Origin of the sequence: Bradyrhizobium sp. ORS 278, assembly GCF_000026145.1 — a bacterium.
Classification (GTDB): Bacteria; Pseudomonadota; Alphaproteobacteria; order Rhizobiales; family Xanthobacteraceae; genus Bradyrhizobium.
Window position 1 is genome coordinate 7,318,933 of the sequence record NC_009445.1, and the last position, 14,925, is coordinate 7,333,857.

At 63.1% G+C, this 14,925-nt stretch carries 12 protein-coding genes; 4 read left to right on the forward strand and 8 right to left on the reverse strand.

Annotated features, from left to right (window positions below; genetic code table 11):
• Positions 1-11 precede the first annotated feature (11 nt).
• The 5 genes from BRADO_RS32565 to BRADO_RS32585 form a co-directional block, all read right to left on the reverse strand.
• A complete protein-coding gene (locus tag BRADO_RS32565; RefSeq protein WP_041757233.1) occupies positions 12-212 on the reverse strand; it encodes a hypothetical protein in 201 nt (66 codons plus the stop codon).
• A 191-nt stretch (positions 213-403) separates the two neighbouring features.
• Positions 404-1,522, reverse strand: a complete 1,119-nt coding sequence (locus tag BRADO_RS32570) for a hypothetical protein (protein WP_157872647.1) — start codon at positions 1,520-1,522, stop codon at positions 404-406.
• Between the two features lie 613 nt (positions 1,523-2,135).
• Positions 2,136-2,759 (reverse strand): transglutaminase-like cysteine peptidase, encoded by a 624-nt coding sequence (locus tag BRADO_RS32575; protein ID WP_012030467.1) that lies wholly within the window; start codon positions 2,757-2,759, stop codon positions 2,136-2,138.
• Positions 2,760-3,077: 318 nt separating this feature from the next.
• Positions 3,078-3,749: a ParA family protein gene (locus BRADO_RS32580; RefSeq protein WP_157872648.1), complete on the reverse strand. Its 672-nt coding sequence runs from the start codon at positions 3,747-3,749 to the stop codon at positions 3,078-3,080.
• An 11-nt stretch (positions 3,750-3,760) separates the two neighbouring features.
• Entirely contained in the window at positions 3,761-4,966 is a 1,206-nt protein-coding gene (locus BRADO_RS32585; protein WP_041757234.1) for a glycosyltransferase family 4 protein, read from the reverse strand.
• Between the two features lie 190 nt (positions 4,967-5,156).
• On the opposite strand from BRADO_RS32585, the gene BRADO_RS32590 reads away from it, so the two are divergent.
• Both BRADO_RS32590 and BRADO_RS33410 read left to right on the forward strand, forming a co-directional pair.
• The gene (locus tag BRADO_RS32590; protein ID WP_012030470.1) at positions 5,157-6,041 is read left to right on the forward strand and encodes a hypothetical protein; all 885 of its coding nucleotides are present in this window, start codon (positions 5,157-5,159) and stop codon (positions 6,039-6,041) included.
• Between the two features lie 15 nt (positions 6,042-6,056).
• Complete coding sequence (locus BRADO_RS33410; protein WP_157872649.1) at positions 6,057-8,621, forward strand: glycosyltransferase family 2 protein; 2,565 nt, start codon at positions 6,057-6,059, stop codon at positions 8,619-8,621.
• On the opposite strand, the gene BRADO_RS32605 is transcribed toward BRADO_RS33410, so the two are convergent.
• From BRADO_RS32605 to rfbC, 3 genes are all read right to left on the reverse strand, one after another.
• Positions 8,578-10,926, reverse strand: coding sequence for a glycosyltransferase family 2 protein (locus BRADO_RS32605; RefSeq protein WP_012030472.1), 2,349 nt, complete (start codon positions 10,924-10,926; stop codon positions 8,578-8,580). The genes BRADO_RS33410 and BRADO_RS32605 overlap by 44 nt on opposite strands.
• Positions 10,927-11,051: 125 nt before the next feature.
• The gene (gene rfbD, locus BRADO_RS32610; protein WP_012030473.1) at positions 11,052-11,960 is read right to left on the reverse strand and encodes a dTDP-4-dehydrorhamnose reductase; all 909 of its coding nucleotides are present in this window, start codon (positions 11,958-11,960) and stop codon (positions 11,052-11,054) included.
• Positions 11,960-12,514 carry a dTDP-4-dehydrorhamnose 3,5-epimerase gene (rfbC, locus tag BRADO_RS32615; RefSeq protein ID WP_012030474.1) on the reverse strand — a complete coding sequence of 185 codons (555 nt, stop codon included), beginning with the start codon at positions 12,512-12,514 and terminating at the stop codon, positions 11,960-11,962. The genes rfbD and rfbC overlap by 1 nt, the downstream gene beginning before the upstream one ends.
• 111 nt (positions 12,515-12,625) lie before the next feature.
• Here rfbC and rfbA point away from each other — a divergent pair, with 111 nt between their 5' ends.
• Entirely contained in the window at positions 12,626-13,501 is an 876-nt protein-coding gene (rfbA, locus tag BRADO_RS32620; RefSeq protein WP_012030475.1) for a glucose-1-phosphate thymidylyltransferase RfbA, read from the forward strand.
• 15 nt (positions 13,502-13,516) lie between these two features.
• Positions 13,517-14,590, forward strand: a complete 1,074-nt coding sequence (rfbB, locus tag BRADO_RS32625) for a dTDP-glucose 4,6-dehydratase (protein WP_012030476.1) — start codon at positions 13,517-13,519, stop codon at positions 14,588-14,590.
• The last annotated feature ends 335 nt before the right edge of the window (positions 14,591-14,925 follow it).

Sequence of the window (14,925 nt, forward strand, 5' to 3'; positions counted from 1 at the left end):
TCCCGTTACGATTAGTTGTGAGAGACCCGGACGACCTGCGCCGACACCGACGCCGGCTCGGCCGCTCGCGGGATCACAGCAGCCACGGCGAACAGAATGACGGCCGCCATCATGATGCCGAGCTTCATGAACACCGTCCTGCGATCCGTGATCGGCAGAAACAGAAAGAACAGCACCACCGCGGCAAGCACCAGACCGAGACACAACAACATGGATCACCTCCTCCGTTGCGGGGGAGAATGATGGATCGCTGGCCGCGGGACTGTGCTCGCCGTCACTCACGACGAATGAGAGATCCTTGAGCAAAACGCGTATTGTCAGGGTTGCCTCTGTCGATCGGCCTTTGGCCTCCAGACCACACTCAGATGCCATCAGCGCAGATCGGCCAGCAGCACGCGTCGAGCTAGGGCTTTTCACATTCCGAATAGAAAGTGCCATTCGCAGCTGACAGACGCTGCATGCATTGCCGCCGGTCCGTGACCGTTCCCTCAACCGTGAAATCGAAGGCTTGGGTCTTGAGTACAAGCGCGTAGCGGCCAGGAGGCAAGGGAGCATCGGGTTCTCGAGGCTGCACCTCGATCATCTGCGGATCCTCCTTCAGGGGCGCCGCTCGAAACGGAATCGACACATTGCGCATCACCCAGGTCTTCTCCTCCGACGAAGCCGCAGCCAGAAGCGGCTTGCCGGACGCGTCGAAAGTCGTCACCTGATTGACGCGCGCAATGATCCGGACCTCGATCGGGTCAGAAGCCGCCGCACCGCTCTCCCGCCGAAAAACGATAAACTTAACATGCCCATCTGGAAGCACCGTGGTGCTCGGCTTCGTGATCGCGGCAGAGATCGCGACACGAGGATCCGGCGCGCGGCCTTGAAGAATTTCGAGTTCGAAGAGCTTATCCGCGACCTCGGCGTAGACGCCGTAAGCGGTCGGCAGCGGTCGTTTTGGCTCCATCTGGGGCTCGGGAGTGGCTGGGACGGCGAGGGTGGCCGCCGGCGGCTTGACCGCTTCGACGGGAGCTGCCTGCCGCCCGGACAGCAGTCCGGCAACGTTCGTCCGCAGCGACGAGAACGCGTCTCGCCTCTGCAGCGCTATGAGCGTGACAGCCGCGCCAAGGATGCCCAGCATGACCAGGAAGCGCAGCGGCACCGATGAGGACCACGCACGCCGTCGACGCGGCGGCGCGGTCGCTCCGTTCGGGTCTGGCCATATCGTGTGCGCAATGGGATCGCCGCGAAGCGGTCCCGAGCGTTCCGGTCCGCCCAGCACTCCGTCATGTACGATTTGAACAGCCCGCACGTTCGACGGCGGCGGAAGCTTTGCTGGGCCATTGTTTTGGGTATGGGCCTCGACACCTTCGATGGCGACCTCGAGCGCCTTCATCAGCCGCTGCTTTTCCGACGGATCCTCGGTCGCAAGCTCCTGGAGCTTGTGGCGCGCAAGCTCGTACACTGCGCTGCGCAGCTGTTCGGGATCGGCACTGACCGCATCGATGGTTCGCGCCAGGACCAGCGCGAATTCCACCTCCGGATGCGCGGATGTGAGATCCTTGACCGACCGCTCCAAGGGCCCTGACGACATCAAACAATTGACTTCGCTGAAACGAGATTTGCGTGATCCGACGGTCGGATTTTATGCAGATTTTGGCAATCAACACAACGATGCGCTGCTGCCGATGCGAGGCGGGCGCGGGTCCCCGCTGCAGCTTGTGTCAGCGCGTCCGGCGCGTTCAACATTCGAGCATGGAGCGGCGGATCGTCAACGTGACGTCGTATTCGGAACGTTGGTGGTCTGGCCGGTCAGAGGCGCCGCTCCTCGCCCGCGGCCCGCATAAGGATAAAGCGACGTAGCCGCTGGCACCGGCTGGGTTGCGGGGGGCTTTGCGGTGGGGACGCCACCACCGGGACCATCGATCGTATAGCGCGCTCCGGACTGTCCGTTTGAGGTCCGCCCGTTTTGCGCCAGAGCTGGCTGAAAAGTCAGTGCCACAATCGCCGCTACGACCGCCAGCCTTGCAGACGTCATGAGAACCTCCGTGACCAGACGAGGCCTAGAAATGCCAGTTCGCCCCGGAGGTTCCAACGTTTGATTGAGAAAATGCGAGGTCGTCCAGCAGAAGACGAAGCAAATTGCGCCGTCAGGCACCGATCTGAGCAACAGCCGCCCAGTGGTTCGGATTGGCCGGCGTCTGCGATCGAACCCAGCGGTAATTTGACTTCGACCAGCTGCGGATTTGGGCGTTCAGATTGTCGAGTACCAGGTCGCCCTCCTTCACGCGGACGACCAGGACCAGGTGGTGTTCACCCCAAGAGGTCACGACTTCGCTCAGCAGCAGGTTGCGCATCGGCCAGCCGCGCACCAGCAGTTCGTGGCGCTTGGTCACGGCGTAGTCATTGCAATCGCCACGCGCCGGACCGATGAGCCATTCCTCGCCGGCAAGCCCGCGCTCATTCCGCTGCGGAACGATCTGGCGATTGACCTGCGCGTTCACCTCGACCAGCTGCGCCAAACGGTCCTTGGTCAGGCGCGTGGCTCCCCCGCGGAAGATCATTCGCGGCCGGTTGGCGCACTCATCCGAATAGCGCATGCAGAACATCGTGTAGGCCATCGGCGCGAGCGTCGGCTCGCTGAAACGAATCTTCTCCACGATCCCACGCAACGCCAGCGGTGATCCGATCAGGCCAGCGTGAGCCGGGCTCTGATTGAGGCCAAAGGCAACGATCGCAACCAAGGCCGCCAGCGCTTTACTGAACTTGTACATCCATCAACTCCCCGTCGTACCCTGGCAGACGTACGGGAAATGTTTTGAGCTTTGACGGAAAGCAGAAGGCGTATTTGTCTCAATTCGCCCGCCGGCGACGAGCGGCTCGTTAACCATTTAGGCGCGGCAGACACGGCAGCGCGACGCGTTCGCCTTCGCCGGCAGCGAAAATAGGCAGGAACGGCCGAATTGTGCGCTTGGCGCTGATTGGACGACGAATTTTCAGGCGCGGAGCCGGCATGACGCGGTGAAACCGCAGCCGATTTCTTTCGGCTTTGGTCAATCAAGCGTAAACCGACAGACGGACTGCGATCCCGGTCAGCGGCCGCGCTTGGACTTGAGGGCTATTCCGCATTTGCGCATGACGATGTCGGCAAGCACCCTGATTTCATGGTCCGCGGGCGATCCGGCAGCCACGTCGGGCATCGCCTGGCCAAGCGAGAAGGCACGAATGAAGGCAGAACGGCTGCCGACCATGGGGGCAATCTCTTCACCAAACTCCTGCAGCTCGGCGACGAGCTGCTGGCCTTCCAAGGTTCTCCGGTCGACTCGATTTGGGACGAGCAGAACTCGCAGCGTGGCGCGCCGGCTGACACGTACACGCCGCACGATTCCGAGTGTTCTTGCCGTCGCCTCGATGTCCAGGCCGGACGGGGTACACGGCACCAGTACCATGTGCGACAGCGCGAGCACCGCCCCGAGGACGCGGTCGTTCGGAGCAGCGTCGATCACGAGGATCGGATGGTCGATCTGTCTGACCAGCTTGACCCACTCCCCCACGGGGCGTGTTTCCGGATCGAGTTGATACACCGGAAAAGACAAATGCCCGAGCTCTGCCCAGTGACACGCCGAGGCTTGCGAGTCCGCATCGATCAGTCCGACGGATCGCGTTCGTCGATCGATCTCGGCCGCCAGCAGGACAGCCAAGGTCGTTTTGCCGACCCCGCCCTTGCGCTGGGCGACAGCGATCACAACAGGCGTCGAGCTCAAGCGGGATGCTCTCAGTGAACGAGCTTCAGCATTTCAGGCAGGCACACCCGCAGAGCATCATAGTTCTCTTCGACGAAGAGCCGAGCCTTGGCGCGCATGTTCTGGAACGATCTGGGACGTGACAGGACCGAGATGACCTTCTCGGACAACGCATCAATATCAAAGAACGGGACCAGGATGCCAGTCTCAGGCGAGATCACATCGCGAAGCGGCGGCGTATCTGATGCGACAACGACACAGCCCGCGCTCATCGCCTCGAGGCATGACCAGGACAGCACGAAGGGATACGTCAGGTAAACATGCACCGACGAAACCTGCAGAACCTGCAGGTACTGATCACGTGGGATCTGACCGAGGAAATGGACGCGGCGCAGATCGATCTCCGGGCGAACCTCGTCGAGGAACTTCGACTTCCATGTCGTGCCTTTTGGCGGCTGCGCACCATATGAAGTTCCGCTGCCGCCCACGATCAGAACCTGCGCATTCGGTCGCGCCTGCAGGATTCGGGGGAGCGAGCGCATGAAGATGTGGAATCCCCGCAGCGGCTCGAGATTGCGCGACACGTAGGTAATGACCTCATCATTCGGCGATAGCCAGAGACCGTTCGGCAGCAGCAGTGTGGCGTCAGGATCCGGCTTCGCCTCGTCCACGTCGACACCTTCGTGAACCACTTGGATCTTGCTCTGGAACTCACTCGGAAAGGTCGATTTCTGCCACGGCGTTGGCGATACGCCCGCATCGCATTCGGCCAACGCCAGGAGCGAACTGGCGTTCTTCAGGTGGAGGGCGACATGACCGTCCAATCCTGTCGAGGGAAACTCCGGATCGAAACCAACGTCGCGGCCTTCGGCCGCGTAGAAGAATTCGCAATACAGCACGATGCGCGCCTTCGGGAACATCGTTCGCAGCGGCAGTGTCTCGCCCCATCCGGGATGGGCAAAGATCAGGTCCGGCACGAATCCCTGACCGGCGAGAGAGGAAAGAATATAGAGGACCTCCTCGGCGCGACGACATTCGAGATCGAAACGCCGCGCGAACGGATGCACCAGCGTCGGATCCGATATCGGGCTCGAATATTTCAGCAGTCGCACGCCAGGCGTCGCCTTGGCGGTGGTCGAACCGACGGCCACCACGGTGTGGTCCTGGTTTTCCGAAAGCGCCCGAGCGAGATGCCGGTATTGGGCCGGAAAATTGTTATGGACAAAAAGAATGTTCATCGGGAAATGGGAAACTCCGGCGCCGCTGAAGTTCAGATAGCGCAAGAATTTCCCGGAGAGCCTTTCGCGCCAAGCGGCGTTGATATATGTTCACGGATTAACGTTAAGTCTCTTCTGTAGCACATTTTTTTGGTACACATTGTACAGATAGACCTTTCCAGTCGAACGGCGCAGGATTGCGGGGCGGCGAATGAGCGACACAACTCAGCAGAAATCCATCGACCTGGCCCGAGGACTCTTCCTCGTCCGCTACAATGGAGCTGAGGACAAGGCCTCTCCCCCCCTCGTGCGCGTGGCGCCGGATCGATCATCCACCGAAAGTTGCACGGTCATCACGGCTCCGGATTCCGTGGATGGAACGCTCTACGCCCCTGACAGTGCATTGGTGGTTTCGGTGCTGCGGCCTTCCCGGTTGACGGTCGAAGTCATTGCGCAGCAGCCGGGAGGTTCGACCGCGGCCAACGTCAAAATCGAGCCTTTGACGCAGGGGCAGAAGTGGGAGAGATCCCCGGCTGCCCGCGCCGCCGGCTCAACGAGCGCCCTTCCCGAACTGCAAATCATGGCCCATGTCGCCGGCGTCGGAGACGTGACCGAGGTTTCCAATGCCTGGGTCGCAGGGCCAACAGCCCCCGCCAGGATCGAGGGCATCTGCCTGTTGTGGCCGAATAAGCCGCATGATCTCGATATTCAATATGCCGTCCGCTTTGCTCGACCGCAGCGGGGGGACAACCAGTTGGTCCCGCTAGGGACCTTCGCCGGCACGCGGGGCCGGGCGCTTCCGCTCACGGGGATCTCGCTGGAGACTTCGGGCCCAGGTGCCAACCGCTACAACTTCGCGGTCGAGGCGATTTTTCTGGGCGCTCCAGCGATGCGCGTGACCGGTAAACGCATCAATCTTTCCGGACCGTCCGGCCGCGAACCTCTCGTCGGGCTGAAGATCAGCATCGAGGAAGCTCCGTCCAACATTCTCCCGAGCCCTCCGGCGCGAGGCGCCATGGATGCAGGAACCCCACGGTCAGGCGGACGTGTGAGGGTGTTCCGCAGCCGACAGAGCGCGGCCAAACCCGGCGCTTAAGTCTTGGGCAGGTTCTTGGGCAACGAGTCCGAGACCACCGGATCCGCGGCGGAGCATACGGGTCCCTGGTTCAGCTCAAGGATCCATCATCATCTGGATCTCGAACGCGCCACGGTCGCCGCATTGGAGCGCCGCGAGTACCGGCGCGCGTTTGCATTCGCAGACAGGCGTTGCCGGATTTCTCCGCCCGCGACGGCGCGCGCGCATCTGCTACGAGCCGAAGCCCTCCATCACCTGGGCCTCGACGACGCGGCCGCGGATGCGGCCATCAAGGCCTGGGAGCTCGAGCCAGAAAACATTGCGGCCGCACGACGAACGATGGCCTGGGCGGCTGGCCGCGAGCAGCTTGAGGCCGCCCGGATCGTCGCGAGACTGGATCATGATCCGGACACAGTGCGGCTGGCCCTGCGCCACCTTCGCGCCGCCGGACAACGTGCATTCGCGCGCATGGAGTTGCTCGATCGGGAGATTGTGGGATGGGCCACATGGCCGGTGACGAGCACGCTGCACGTCACGCTGACATCGGTCGAGCAAACCCGTACGTTCTCTCTGGCCGGCACACCCCAGCATCGGCTTGCAACAGCAGAGCACCAAGTTGCGGATTTTCGATTTGAGCGATCCCGCGAAGAGGATCTGCGGCATGTCGCGATCACGGTCGACAGACAGCTGATCCAAGAGCTTCACCTTGGCGAGAGCCCTCCCAAAGCGCTGCGCCTCGAAGGCCGGCAAAAGCCAGACCGTGCCGCCGACGAGCCTGACCAGCTCACCGTCATTGTTCCGGTTTATCGCGACCTGCATGCGACGGCGGCCTGTCTGGGCAGCGTGATCGCCGCGATCAATGCGACACCCGATTGTCGCCTGCTGATCGTGGACGATGCATCGCCCGAGCCAGCGATCAAACATCTGCTGCAGCAACTACAGACCGGGCCCAACGTGATCGTGCTGACAAACGAGCGCAATCTTGGTTTCGTGGGCGCCGTCAACCGGGCTCTTGATGCAAGCCCAAGCGGAGACATCGTGTTGCTCAATGCGGATACGCTGGTTCCCCAGCAGGCGTTCAACAGGCTGCGCGCCGTCGTCCGCTCCGCTCCTGGCATCGGAACGGCAACACCGCTCTCGAACAATGGCGAGTTCACCAGCTTCCCGCGCCCTAACACTCCCAATGCCCTTCCATCGCTCGAAGAAGTCGAGGATCTCGACCAGCGTGCGGCTGCAGCAAATACCGGGGTCCTCGTCGACATCCCCAATGGCATTGGCTTCTGCCTCTACCTCACGCGCGCATGCCTGGACGTTGTGGGGCGGCTCTCGGACGATTTTCAACGCGGCTATCTCGAGGATGTCGATCTTTGCTTGCGCGCCAAAGAGGCGGGCTTCAGAAACGTTTGCGTGCCCTCGGTTTTCGTCGGCCACGAGGGATCGCGATCGTTTCTCGACGAGAAGCGCGCGCTCGTCATGCGCAATCTGCGCATCCTCGAGCAACGCTATCCACGCTATTCGATCGAATGCGCCGCATTTTTGCAAGCGGATCCCCTGCGCAAGTGTCGCGCCGCATTGGAGCGGGAGGTCATCGCCGGTCAAAGTGGCGGCCGTTGGCATGTCGTGCTCTCTGGCTCCGGACCTGTGTTCGCCACCGCGACTGAAAGATCGAGATTGTCGGGCGACCGAGCGGTCGGAAGTCTGACCGTTCGGATTGATGGCGATGGGCATCAAATCTGGGCTTCTCCAATAGACATCCAAGGAGGCATCCCACAATCGCTTCGCTTCGCGCTGGCGACAGATGTCGACATTGCGGCCTTCGAGCAGTTTCTCGATGAGCATTCGACTGGAGAGATCGAAATCGTCGGAACGAGACGCATTCCGCCTCGGCTGCTCTCCTTCATCACACACCAGATCCCCTACCGCATAGTCGTTGCGGATACGTCGCTCGGCGACGGCACGTCCCAGCGCTCAGGCTTGCGGTCAAGCTGGATCGGCTTGGTGGCAGGCGCGCGACACGTTCTGACGCTCGACTCGCGTGGAGCGCGATTTGCGGGCGAGGCCCTGCGGATCGATACAAAACCCCACATGCGGACGCTCGAGGGCACGCGACGAGACCGATCACGGTCGACGCAAGGTGTGACCCTCTGCGTCCCTGCCTTGCGGACGACAGCCCAGGAGATCCGTTTCATGCGCGCGCTGGCGGATCAGCTCCGCTTCAATCTCCCCGGCGCGAGGCTGATAGTTCTCGGCAGAACGCTGGATGATCTCAGTCTCATGAATGAAGATAACGTCGTCGTGACGGGCGGCGAGATATTGCCCGATGAGCTCGACGGTCTTATCGACGCATACGGTATCACTCGCGTCTTGCTGGACACCGGAGACCCGATGTTCGGACATCCACTGATCGCTGCATTGGAAGCCACCGGACTGCCGATTGCGGCAACCGACTGGCTAGCGGCGGACGCCAGCGAACACAACCTTGTCATCGCGCCCGGCCTGCCGGCTTCGAAGGCCGTTGCACAAATCATCCGCTGGCTGCAGCCGGCATCTGCCGAGCTCAAAATCCCGGCGGAGCCGCTTCAGGATGAGGCCGCCTGTTGACGCGCGACGCCCAGGAACGCGGTGGCCAGGCGAGCGCCGAGAACGGTGGATGATCGAGCCCGAGAAGCGGATGATAATAGGGATCGTCCATCAAGGCATCCCCCCACTTGATACGCAAGTTCAGGAGCTCTCGCTCGAAGCGGGCCTTGCGATCCGGAGACGTGTCGCGGCCGCGGCTGACTGACTCGAGATGGGTCAATCGTGCATCGGGTGTTATCACGATACGTTTGCCGAGCTGCCGCAGCTTAAGGCAGAGATCGACGTCGTTGAAATTCACGGGGAAACGAACCTCGTCCATGCCCTGCACGGCGTCGTAGTCGCGCTTGCGGATCAAGAGGCAGGCAGCCGTAACGGCCGAACATTCGTGGGCCACTTGTAGCAGACCACCGTAGCCAAGATCGCCGTCCATCCGATCATTGAACGCGTGGGTCGCCGCGAAGTTCGTACCGAGCACGACGCCGCCATGCTGAACAACCCCGTTAGGCCACAGCAGCTTCGCGCCGACTGCACCCACATTGGGCTCGCTGAGCCGAGATAGCATTTCGCTGAGCCAATCGTCGTCCAAAGCCTCGATATCGTTGTTCAGAAGACAGACGTTCTCCGTATCCACCTGGCGGATGGCAATATTGTTGATACGGGCGAAGTTGAAATGCCCCGGTACCGGGAGAACACCAACACCGAGCGCCGCGATCCGAGCCAAATATTCCATGGTTTCGGGCTCGGTTGACTCATTGTCGACGACCAGAACCTTCGCCTGCAGTTTGCGGACGGCGGGCTCGATCGTGTCAAGGCAACGCTGCAGAAGCTTGCCGCGATTGCGGGTCGGGATCACAATCGTGGTGCTGTCGTTCGCGGCCACCTCGCGCTGGATCCTGACTGACGGCACCGAGCCGTTTTCACGCGGAGACACCGCAGCCCGGATTCCGCTCCTGGCCAGGAAGCTCCGGCTGGCCTCCGCCAACTCCTTGACTGCGGACGCCGTATCGATGACCGGCAATATCGCAAGAGCGCCGGGCAGATGACGGACACGGCGGGTTGCAAGCTCATTGCCGACGCAGGCGTGAAACAGCTCGTAAAGCGACATGGCCGAACGAAGCGTCTCCAGAGCACACGCTCGTCGGACGGCAAAGAAATACGCGCCGTAGGCCTGCTCGAGGGCGCGCTCCCGATCGAATGCCGGCAACATCAAAGGCCAGAGTTTGCCGTCGGACTGGATCTCGATATCGCTGTAGACACCGTCACAGCGTCGGTCGACCTCGAATACCTCGCCAAGACGCCGCAGGGCGTCCGGCGTGACGAAAGTGCCGCTGAGGCAGAACACGACGAATTCGCAGCCGGCCGCATCCCCACCGATGAACTCCCAGGCCGGCTTGGCATCAAACCGGGCGAAGCTGCGAGCTGTCGGCAGGCTTATCGCACTCCAGGTACAGTTCCGTTGTGCTTCGAGGCTCTCGACGGTCTCGTCGACTCCCGACTCGCCAATCAGGATGACGGCAGCTTCGAAGGACCCGCTGACCGGACCAGGCGGCGGGAAACGTTCTTTCCAACTCTCATAGAGATGAAACGGAAGCGATGCGGGCACCAGCTGGTCGAACAGGCGGCCGCGAAGACGCTCACTCTCCCATCGCCCAAGGACTTGCAGGGTCTGCTCCAGGCCGCGCTCGAAAGCAACAAACGGCAAGGCCTGTGCAAGGAGGCTGCGGCCATCGGAAAGGCGGGCTGACAGCTGTCGGACGCGTCCGTCGGCGTAGTGCTCCGGTAGATGAAAATCTAATCTTTTTGCGGCTTCGAAACCGTCCCCTTGGGCGACATGCGTCCAGCCGGACGGCTTGACGAGCATCACCAGCTGCTCGGCAACCACGATCTCAACGTCGTCTTCCAGCTCCGGATCAAGCCAGCCGACAAAGCGAAGACCACCCACCCATTCGAGTTCGCCCAGAACGTATTCCGCTTCGTCCGTCAGCAGGCTGTCGCAATAGATCGGCGCGCCAACGGCAACACCCAGATTGGCGAGGCGCGCTTCGACGCAGGTCGCATTCGCCAAGGCCTCGTCGGCGACGCTGAAAGTGAAGCCGAAGCGGCCGTCTCCGAGTCCGTCCTCGCGCAGCCGGGCGACCATGCCATCAGCAACGCCAACGGCGACCACGTAACCGTCGACGACGAGTTCGATGACGAATTTGCGGGTTGGATCGGAGGGGTCGCAGGCGAAGCCGGAGAACGTGCGTCCGCGGCGGAACAAGGCCGTCTGCAGCTGATCTCCAACCTCGTAGGCGCTGCGCAATGGCTCGGCTTCCATTCCCGACATGTCGTCCCCATGCCACCCGCTCGCGTCGACGGGTGGCAGCCGTGGTCTTTGCCGATCCCCTGGGAAAAGACAACAGGCTTGGGCGAACGGCCCGTCAGCGCGCGGGCGACTGTGGCGAACAGGTCCTAGCGCTGCTCGGCCGCGACGAGCTCGTCGAGCTCGCGGGACAGGGCCTGCTGCCAGGACGGCGGCACGAGGCCGTAGGCGCCACGGAGGCGCGACAGATCGAGCTGAGAATTGGCCGGCCGCCGCGCCTTGGTCGGAAAATCCGCCGTGGTGATCGCCTCGACCGCCCGAGCCTTCACCGGCACGTTACGCTGTCGCAGACCGTCGACGATGGCGCTGGCGAAGCCGTGCCAGCTGGTGGCGCCGGAATTGGTCAGATGCACGAGGCCCTCGGCCCGTGCGAATGCGCCCGGCAGGTCGCCGGCACCTTGCGCGAGGATCGCGGCGATCACCTCCGCGATGGTCCGCGCCGAGGTCGGCGTCCCCTTCTGGTCGGCGACGACACGCAGGGCCTCGCGCTCCCGCGCCAGGCGGACGATCGTGCGCATGAAATTCGCGCCTGCGGACGCGAACACCCAGGCCGTGCGCACGATCAGATGCGGGCCGCCGGCGCTGCGCACCGCGTCCTCGCCGGCGAGCTTGCTGCGGCCATAGGCCGAGAGCGGACCGACGGCGTCGCTCTCGCGCCAGGGGTGCTCGCCCGCGCCGTCGAACACGTAGTCGGTCGAGACATGCAGCAGCGGCACGCGCCGCGGCGCCGCCCATTGCGCGATCACGCCCGGCGCCTGGCCGTTGACGGTCATCGCGAGCTCGGCCTCGTCCTCGGCGCGATCGACGGCGGTATAGGCCGCCGGATTGAGAATGAGGTCGGGCGCGAGCCGGTCCAGCGCGCCCGCGAGGCTGGCGGGCTGCGTCAGATCGAACGCCGCGCGCGGCGGGCAGATCAGCTCATCGGTTCCACCGGCCGGCAGCAGCCTGCGCAGCGCGCCGCCGACCTGTCCGCTGGTGCCCGTGATCAGAATGCGCATCAGATCTGCCCGTACACGGGAAGATTCCGGGCCTCCGCCAGCAGCGGCGCCTCGGCGTCCTTGGGCGACAGCTTCGGCTCTGGCACGCCCCAGTCGATGCCGATCGCCGGATCGTTCCAGCGCACCGACATCTCGTCCTTGGGACTGTAATAGTCGTCGCATTTGTAGAAGAAATCCGCGCTCTCCGAGAGCACGACGAAGCCGTGGGCGAAGCCGCGGGGAACCCAGAGCTGGCGGCGGTTCTCCTCCGACAGTTCCACGGCGACATGCTTGCCGAAATTCGGGCTGCCGACGCGCACATCGACCGCCACGTCCAGCACCCGGCCGCGCATCGCGCTGACCAGCTTGCCTTGCGTGTTCGGGTTCTGCAGATGCAGCCCGCGCAGCACGCCATAGGACGAGCGGGACATGTTGTCCTGCACGAACGGCCCGTTGATACCGAGCTCGCGGTAGCGGGCGGCCTGGAACGTCTCCAGGAAGAAACCTCGGTGGTCACCGAACAGCTTCGGCTCGAGAATGATAACTTCAGGCAAGTCGGTTTTGATGACGTTCATCGAATGGTCTGCTAAATGGATTGCGCTTCTACAATTTACTGTATCCCTTTATCCAACTTGTGCAACGCACGCTATCTGTTAACATAACAATTATTCGCTGAGTGAGGTCCCATGAAGGGCATTATCCTCGCCGGAGGCACGGGCTCGCGCCTGTATCCGGTGACGACGGTTGTTTCCAAGCAATTGCTGCCGGTGTTCGACAAGCCGATGATCTATTATCCGCTGTCGACGCTGATGCTGGCCGGTATTCGCGACATTCTCATCATTTCGACGCCGCAGGACAAGCCGCTGTTCCAGCGGCTGCTCGGCGACGGCAGTGAGATCGGGCTGCGATTTCAATATGCGACCCAGGAGACACCGCGCGGACTCGCGGACGCGTTCATCGTCGGCCGCGAGTTCATCGGCAATGATTCCGTCGCGCTGATCCTCGGCGACAACATCTTCTACGGCCACGGCCTGCCGAGCATGCTGTCGAGCGCCTCGTTCCGCAAGAAAGGCGCGACCGTGTTCGGCTATGTCGTCAACGAGCCGCAGGCCTATGGCGTGGTCGAGCTCGACGGCACGGGACGTGCGCTCTCGATCGAGGAGAAGCCGAAGCAGCCGAAGTCCAACGTCGCGGTCACCGGCCTCTATTTCTACGACAACGACGTCGTCAGCATCGCCGCGGACGTCAAGCCGTCGGCGCGTGGCGAGATCGAGATCACCGACGTCAACAACGCCTATCTGAAGCGCGGTGACCTCTATGTCGAGGTGCTCGGCCGCGGCTTCGCCTGGCTCGACACCGGCACGCATGCCTCCCTCGTCGAGGCCAGCCATTTCGTGCAGATCCTCGAGCAGCGCCAGGGCCTGCGCATCGCCTGCCCCGAGGAGATCGCGCTGCGCCAGGGCTACATCTCGCTGGAGCAGTTCGACAAGGTCGCAGCCCGAACCGCCAAGAGCAGCTACGGCGAATATCTGCAGTCCGTCTCCCGCTCCTTCCACCGCTGACGCCTGGAGGCATCGATGCGTTTCAAGGGCTCGACCATCTTCGTCACCGGCGGCGCCGGCTTCATCGGCTCGGCCGTGGTGCGGCACCTCTTGCGCGACACCCATGCCCGCGTGGTCAACATCGACAAGCTGACCTACGCCGCCAATCTCGATTCGCTGCCCGGCGCGGCCGGCAATCCGCATTACGCCTTCGAGCAGGCCGATATCTGCGACGCGGCCGCCTTGCGCAAGCTGTTCGACAAGTACCAGCCCGACGCGGTGATGAACCTCGCCGCCGAGAGCCATGTCGACCGCTCGATCGACGGCCCCGGCGAGTTCATCCAGACCAACATCGTCGGCACCTTCACGCTGCTGCAGGAGGCGCTGCGCCACTTCCGCAGCCTGTCTCCGGAGAAGCGCGCCGGCTTCCGCTTCCTGCACATCTCGACCGACGAGGTGTTCGGCACGCTCGGCGACACCGGCCTGTTCACCGAGACCACGGCCTACGCGCCCAACTCGCCCTATTCGGCGAGCAAGGCCTCGTCCGACCATCTGGTGCGGGCCTGGCGCGAGACCTACGAGCTGCCGACCATGATCACCAACTGCTCGAACAATTACGGGCCGTATCACTTCCCCGAGAAGCTGATCCCGCACATGATCATCAAGGGCCTCGGCTTCGAGACGCTGCCGGTCTATGGCGACGGCCAGAACATCCGCGACTGGCTGTTCGTCGAGGACCACGCGAGGGCGTTGACCCTGGTGCTGGAGCGCGGCCAGGTCGGCGAGACCTACAATGTCGGCGGCCGCAACGAGCGCACCAATCTGCACGTGGTCGAGACCATCTGCGACCTGCTCGACGCGGTCGCGCCGGGGCCGCAAGGCGGCCGCCGCCAGCTGATCAGCTTCGTCACCGACCGCCCCGGCCACGACCGCCGCTACGCCATCGACGCCTCCAAGCTGGAGCGCGAGCTCGGCTGGCGCGCCGAGGAGACTTTCGAGACCGGCATCGCCAAGACCGTCCGCTGGTATGTCCAGGAGAAACCGTGGTGGCAGGCGATCCTGCAGCGCGGCTATCAGACCGAGCGGCTCGGCCGCAAGGCAGCGCATTGACCCTCCGATGGTCAGCGCCGGCCTCGACCTCCGGGACGAGCCGCCGCGGCCTCGCGGCGCGATGAGCGCCCGAGCTGTGCTGAAATCCGGACCCTCGCAAACGAGGGCGCAGGGAAGACCGGGTGCCCAACGCACCCATGGCCCCCGTGCGAGAAAAATGCACGGGGAAGGAACCACAGGCAACGCCGGATTCACACCGGCCTTCCCTGCACGATGGTTTATGGCGTACTTCGTGCTCTCCCCGGGGACCGGCTTGTTTGCCCCCGTCACGCCAGTGCGTCATCGCACTGCGCTTGGCATCAGCGTCGGGATGCCAGGACCACACGACTTGACCA

Excerpts from the sequence above, each read along its gene's own strand:
- BRADO_RS32585 (WP_041757234.1), bottom strand. The coding sequence starts at position 4,966 with ATGAACATTCTTTTTGTCCATAACAATTTTCCGGCCCAATACCGGCAT.
- rfbD (WP_012030473.1), bottom strand. The coding sequence starts at position 11,960 with ATGCGCATTCTGATCACGGGCACCAGCGGACAGGTCGGCGGCGCGCTG.
- BRADO_RS32605 (WP_012030472.1), bottom strand. The coding sequence starts at position 10,926 with ATGTCGGGAATGGAAGCCGAGCCATTGCGCAGCGCCTACGAGGTTGGA.
- BRADO_RS32565 (WP_041757233.1), bottom strand. The coding sequence starts at position 212 with ATGTTGTTGTGTCTCGGTCTGGTGCTTGCCGCGGTGGTGCTGTTCTTT.
- BRADO_RS32575 (WP_012030467.1), bottom strand. The coding sequence starts at position 2,759 with ATGTACAAGTTCAGTAAAGCGCTGGCGGCCTTGGTTGCGATCGTTGCC.
- rfbB (WP_012030476.1), top strand. The coding sequence starts at position 13,517 with ATGCGTTTCAAGGGCTCGACCATCTTCGTCACCGGCGGCGCCGGCTTC.
- BRADO_RS32590 (WP_012030470.1), top strand. The coding sequence starts at position 5,157 with ATGAGCGACACAACTCAGCAGAAATCCATCGACCTGGCCCGAGGACTC.
- rfbC (WP_012030474.1), bottom strand. The coding sequence starts at position 12,514 with ATGAACGTCATCAAAACCGACTTGCCTGAAGTTATCATTCTCGAGCCG.
- rfbA (WP_012030475.1), top strand. The coding sequence starts at position 12,626 with ATGAAGGGCATTATCCTCGCCGGAGGCACGGGCTCGCGCCTGTATCCG.